The following is a 3,901-nucleotide window of genomic DNA, read 5'->3' as shown; positions in this document are numbered from 1 at the left end:
TTACCACTTGCATCAGCAAATTTTTTCTTTAATGAATCAAACAAGTTTATCCCTGCCTAATAATAAGTATTATAATTTAAATTTTTTAGATATTATTAAAATATTATTAAATATTTTTTAAATATTTTTATCAATAGTTATTTTTATATTTAAAAATTAATAAACTTACTTATTTTAAATATGAAATATAAGCTTTGCTATTGAAATTTTAAAAAAAACAGCCAAGAAAAATATAAGAAACATAAAACAATGCGAAAATCAGTGCAATAAAATAAAAAAAGTCTAAAATCTTAAAAAAATAGATAAGAAAAATATAAAAAACATAAAATAAAATAAGAAATAGTTAAAAAAAGAAGAATAATAGATAAAAATCTATTATTTACTCAATAAAAACAAAGCATTACTTACATCATTCCTTGAGCTTGAAGTTTTTGCATTAATTGTTCAGCTTGAGGAGAAAGCTGAGCTACAATATTAGTGATTTGTTGTAAATCTGCAAATAACTTGTCTAAAGTATTTTCAAGCTCTTGTTTTTGTTGAGCAGCAGTTTCTTTAGCTTCTTCAAAAGTTTTGGATACTGCTACACCAGAACCGAGGCTCATAATAACTTTATTTTCATTTTTAATCTCTGCATTAATGAAGGAGCCAGCACCGAGAGGTACTAAAGTCTCAACAGTGTCTTTACCACTTATATCATCTAATGTAGATTCTAAAATTTTAATTTCAGCAAGAGAAGTTTGAACTGCATCAATTTGAGTTTGATATAATTCAGATTGGGATTTGTAAACTTCAAGTTGAGCTAAAATTTGTTGTAATTTTTGCTGGTCTTCCATTTTAACACCTTAAGATTATGATTGACCCTCTAGAGAATTGCTTTAACTACAGGATCTTCTACTTCATCCTCAGAAATTTCTTCAATGGAGTCAACTTTAATTTGACTTCTTTTTATTCTATGTTTACTTCCAAAAATGGAATAAAGTTTTTCATAAATGTCTTCTTCGTTGATAGCTTTGAATTCTTTAGTGAAAACTTGGGTTTCACTGCCCATTACAAAACTACCTTTAATTCTATAAATTTTTGTTAACATAAGAATCCCTTCCTAATAATACTATAATTAATCATCTGACATATAATTGAATATTGAATGAAAATAATCAATTAACACAACATATCCTTAAACTATGATGAAATTAAAAATCACCGAAATCCAAAAAGCCTAAAGCTTCTTCGATTCTAGCCATTTCAGGACCGGTGGTATGTTCTCCAACCATAACTCCATTAGAGTTAGCGATACCACATGCACCTACAAGAGGCATACCTTTGCATACAGTTCCAATATTTCCTTCAACCTTGAAGAACTCTTCAACATGTTCAAGTTCACCGGATAAGGTATCCCTATGCAATAGAGCACCTTTATTGGTAACTATACTTGCTGAACCGACAATCTTGGAATCAGCGAATTGGTATATTTCTACAGGAACCTTTAAGGTATCCTCAATGACTTTGATAGTTTCTTCCTTAATGTTTGGACCTGCCATAGCACCATAATCGTTTACTGCAAGGATATTCCCTACTGCAGTATATTTTCCAGGAAGTCTTGCAACATTAAGCCCTGCATCCTCTAAAAGTTCTATTTCTCTATCAGTAGTGTGTGGAGAAACAACAAAACCATTAGAATTTCCAGTAGCGAGAACTCCATTCAAATTGCATCCTGCAATGGAAGTTCTTATTAAATCTACTTCAAGTACCTCTTTCATCACAGGTTCCATTTCAGTAGGAAGATTAAAAGGAACAATAGCTACTTCATCATTAACGGATATGTAAACTCCTAAATTAGGATTTCCAGTTAAATTTATTCTTTTAAGCATATTTTATTCCTTATATAAATTTTAATTTTTAATAGATTGAAAAGATGATTAAATATAGCCATAGCAAAATTAGTTTTCTGCTAAAGTTGCTTTAACAACACCTTCTTCATCTTTTACAGCGTTTACTTTTACTTTAGATGGAATTTTTTGAATTCCTCTTTCCCAAATAAATTCATTAATAGAAGCATCAAGTTTAACTTCTTCCGCTTTCATATGTTTCATTAAAAAGTTTTGAACTTCTCTAATAGCTCTAGGAGCTCTGATAGTTCTTTTTACATTTTTAACTTTTCTAAGTGGAATAACATAAGTTCTTTCTAATTCTTCTGCCATATTAAACACCCCTATATTTTAAGATCATTTCTTCTCCAATGTCTAGGTTTAGGTCTGTATCTTAATTTACGTTGAGTTTTAGAATAAGCCCAAATAGGGATTCTTCTGTTTTGTTTATTAGCTTTAGCCATTCTTAATTTTTTAGCTAATGGTTTATTTCTACTCATTTTTTCACCGCGAATATAATAAATTTGATATTTTGAAAAATAATTTAATTAATTTTAATTTCAATGATAACAACTAAATCCTATTGATCTGTTTCTTTAGCCCACTAACATTAGTTTGATAATGTTCTGGGAAAATATCTGAGGAATTTCCTCCTTTCTTATCAATCAATAATCGGATTTCAACCTCATAATCTGAACTTGTATCCTTATTGCTCTTTTCATGCTTCAATTCAAAAAACTTATCTACAAGATATTTGATGGTCTTATAGCCAAAACTATCAAGATTCATATATTGAATATCTTTTCTATCTTCCAAGCTTCTGATTTGATTTCTGTTGAGCTTAGGAGTCTTGTCATCTCTTCTTGTTCCATCAGCAACAAGTTCGTAATGATTTGCTACTTCCTCGACAACAGCTTCATGGAGATACTTTATTCCATCATTAGGAAAACCATCTTCCATAATCATATCAACAGCTTTTTCCAAAATTGAAATGTCCAAATTTAAAACCTTATGCTTTAAACCAATGGACTCTGCAGATTTTTGAGCTGGATGAAATGAATCATAAACGCCGAAGTTAGCAGTAACGAGTTCAACATCAAAACCTAATTGATCAAGGATAATTCCCATCAATGAACTGTCTTTGCCACCGCTATAAAGAACACAAGCTTTCATTTTACCAAATCACTAGTCAATTACCTTCTTGTAATGTGGATTTCTCTTTTTTGACCCATGAGATTTTTAAGTAAAACTTTAAGTTGTTCATCAGTTACTTTTCCTCTAAGAGAACCTGCTTGAGCTGATTGGAGCAATTGAATCTCAATATTTTGAACAAGTTCCGGTTTAGTTAATCTGAGATTATCTAATCTACCGCGAGCTTCTGGAGTCAAAATCTGTTTCATAGCTTGCTTTAACTGAGCTTGCATTTCTGCTTGTTGTTGAGCAGCTTGCTGCTCTAGCAATTGTTGCTGTGCCATTTGTTGTGGATCAGCATTCATAGCTGCTTGTTGTTGTTGTAATTCAGCCATACGTCTTTTGCGTATTTCATCAAGTTCACTCATAATAAAAACCCCATTAATTTAAATATTTTTCATTGAATCAACCATTAAATAATCATCAAAAATATTCCATGATTAATTCTAATTAATTCTACCTAATATTTTGAAAGTTCTGGAATATCTTTAATTAATTCAGCAGAAGTATTATCTAAGAAAGATCTACCTTCTGGAGTAATAATTCTTCCAGCATCGACTTTTTCTACGTAACCTGCATCTTCTAATTGATGTAAAGCTACTCTTACAATAGAGCCACTACCTTTTCTGAATTTTTCAGGGTTAACTCCTCTGTCTTTTTTACCACCGTAGAAGGTTCTTAAACTTCTTACTCCAACTGGTCCATCAATATAAACTCTTCTTAAGATAGAAGCGCATCTTACATACCACCAGTCGATGTTTTCTGGTTTTCTTTCTTTGTGAACACCAGTTTTAACAAGTTTTGTCCATTCAGGGGCAACAATTTTATCATTATTATCTCTAAAT

At 30.7% G+C, this 3,901-nt stretch carries 8 protein-coding genes; all 8 read right to left on the bottom strand.

Annotated features, from left to right (window positions below):
* Positions 1–404: 404 nt before the first annotated feature.
* Positions 405–833, bottom strand: coding sequence for a prefoldin subunit alpha (gene pfdA, locus ACJMLB_RS03470; protein ID WP_295607046.1), 429 nt, complete (start codon positions 831–833; stop codon positions 405–407).
* 29 nt (positions 834–862) lie between these two features.
* Positions 863–1,087: a 50S ribosomal protein L18Ae gene (rpl18a, locus tag ACJMLB_RS03465; protein WP_298535467.1), complete on the bottom strand. Its 225-nt coding sequence runs from the start codon at positions 1,085–1,087 to the stop codon at positions 863–865.
* 103 nt (positions 1,088–1,190) lie between these two features.
* Positions 1,191–1,868 carry a translation initiation factor IF-6 gene (locus ACJMLB_RS03460; RefSeq protein WP_405323703.1) on the bottom strand — a complete coding sequence of 226 codons (678 nt, stop codon included), beginning with the start codon at positions 1,866–1,868 and terminating at the stop codon, positions 1,191–1,193.
* A 69-nt stretch (positions 1,869–1,937) separates the two neighbouring features.
* Positions 1,938–2,198, bottom strand: coding sequence for a 50S ribosomal protein L31e (locus ACJMLB_RS03455; protein ID WP_292778657.1), 261 nt, complete (start codon positions 2,196–2,198; stop codon positions 1,938–1,940).
* Between the two features lie 11 nt (positions 2,199–2,209).
* Complete coding sequence (locus ACJMLB_RS03450) at positions 2,210–2,365, bottom strand: 50S ribosomal protein L39e (protein WP_067145211.1); 156 nt, start codon at positions 2,363–2,365, stop codon at positions 2,210–2,212.
* 73 nt (positions 2,366–2,438) lie between these two features.
* Positions 2,439–3,038, bottom strand: coding sequence for a hypothetical protein (locus tag ACJMLB_RS03445; RefSeq protein ID WP_405323700.1), 600 nt, complete (start codon positions 3,036–3,038; stop codon positions 2,439–2,441).
* Between the two features lie 20 nt (positions 3,039–3,058).
* Complete coding sequence (locus ACJMLB_RS03440; protein ID WP_295607063.1) at positions 3,059–3,424, bottom strand: DNA-binding protein; 366 nt, start codon at positions 3,422–3,424, stop codon at positions 3,059–3,061.
* Positions 3,425–3,516: 92 nt separating this feature from the next.
* On the bottom strand, positions 3,517–3,901 hold a 385-nt coding region (locus ACJMLB_RS03435), incomplete at its 5' end, for a 30S ribosomal protein S19e (RefSeq protein ID WP_405323698.1).

It is taken from the genome of Methanobrevibacter sp. (assembly GCF_045114555.1).
Classification (GTDB): Archaea; Methanobacteriota; Methanobacteria; order Methanobacteriales; family Methanobacteriaceae; genus Methanobrevibacter.
This window is presented reverse-complemented; position numbering and strand designations above follow the sequence as displayed.

What these genes read in the sequence shown, in the direction of transcription:
- rpl18a (WP_298535467.1), bottom strand. Translation starts at nt 1,087, where the DNA reads ATGTTAACAAAAATTTATAGAATTAAAGGTAGTTTTGTAATGGGCAGT.
- ACJMLB_RS03450 (WP_067145211.1), bottom strand. Translation starts at nt 2,365, where the DNA reads ATGAGTAGAAATAAACCATTAGCTAAAAAATTAAGAATGGCTAAAGCT.
- ACJMLB_RS03445 (WP_405323700.1), bottom strand. Translation starts at nt 3,038, where the DNA reads ATGAAAGCTTGTGTTCTTTATAGCGGTGGCAAAGACAGTTCATTGATG.
- pfdA (WP_295607046.1), bottom strand. Translation starts at nt 833, where the DNA reads ATGGAAGACCAGCAAAAATTACAACAAATTTTAGCTCAACTTGAAGTT.
- ACJMLB_RS03455 (WP_292778657.1), bottom strand. Translation starts at nt 2,198, where the DNA reads ATGGCAGAAGAATTAGAAAGAACTTATGTTATTCCACTTAGAAAAGTT.
- ACJMLB_RS03440 (WP_295607063.1), bottom strand. Translation starts at nt 3,424, where the DNA reads ATGAGTGAACTTGATGAAATACGCAAAAGACGTATGGCTGAATTACAA.
- ACJMLB_RS03460 (WP_405323703.1), bottom strand. Translation starts at nt 1,868, where the DNA reads ATGCTTAAAAGAATAAATTTAACTGGAAATCCTAATTTAGGAGTTTAC.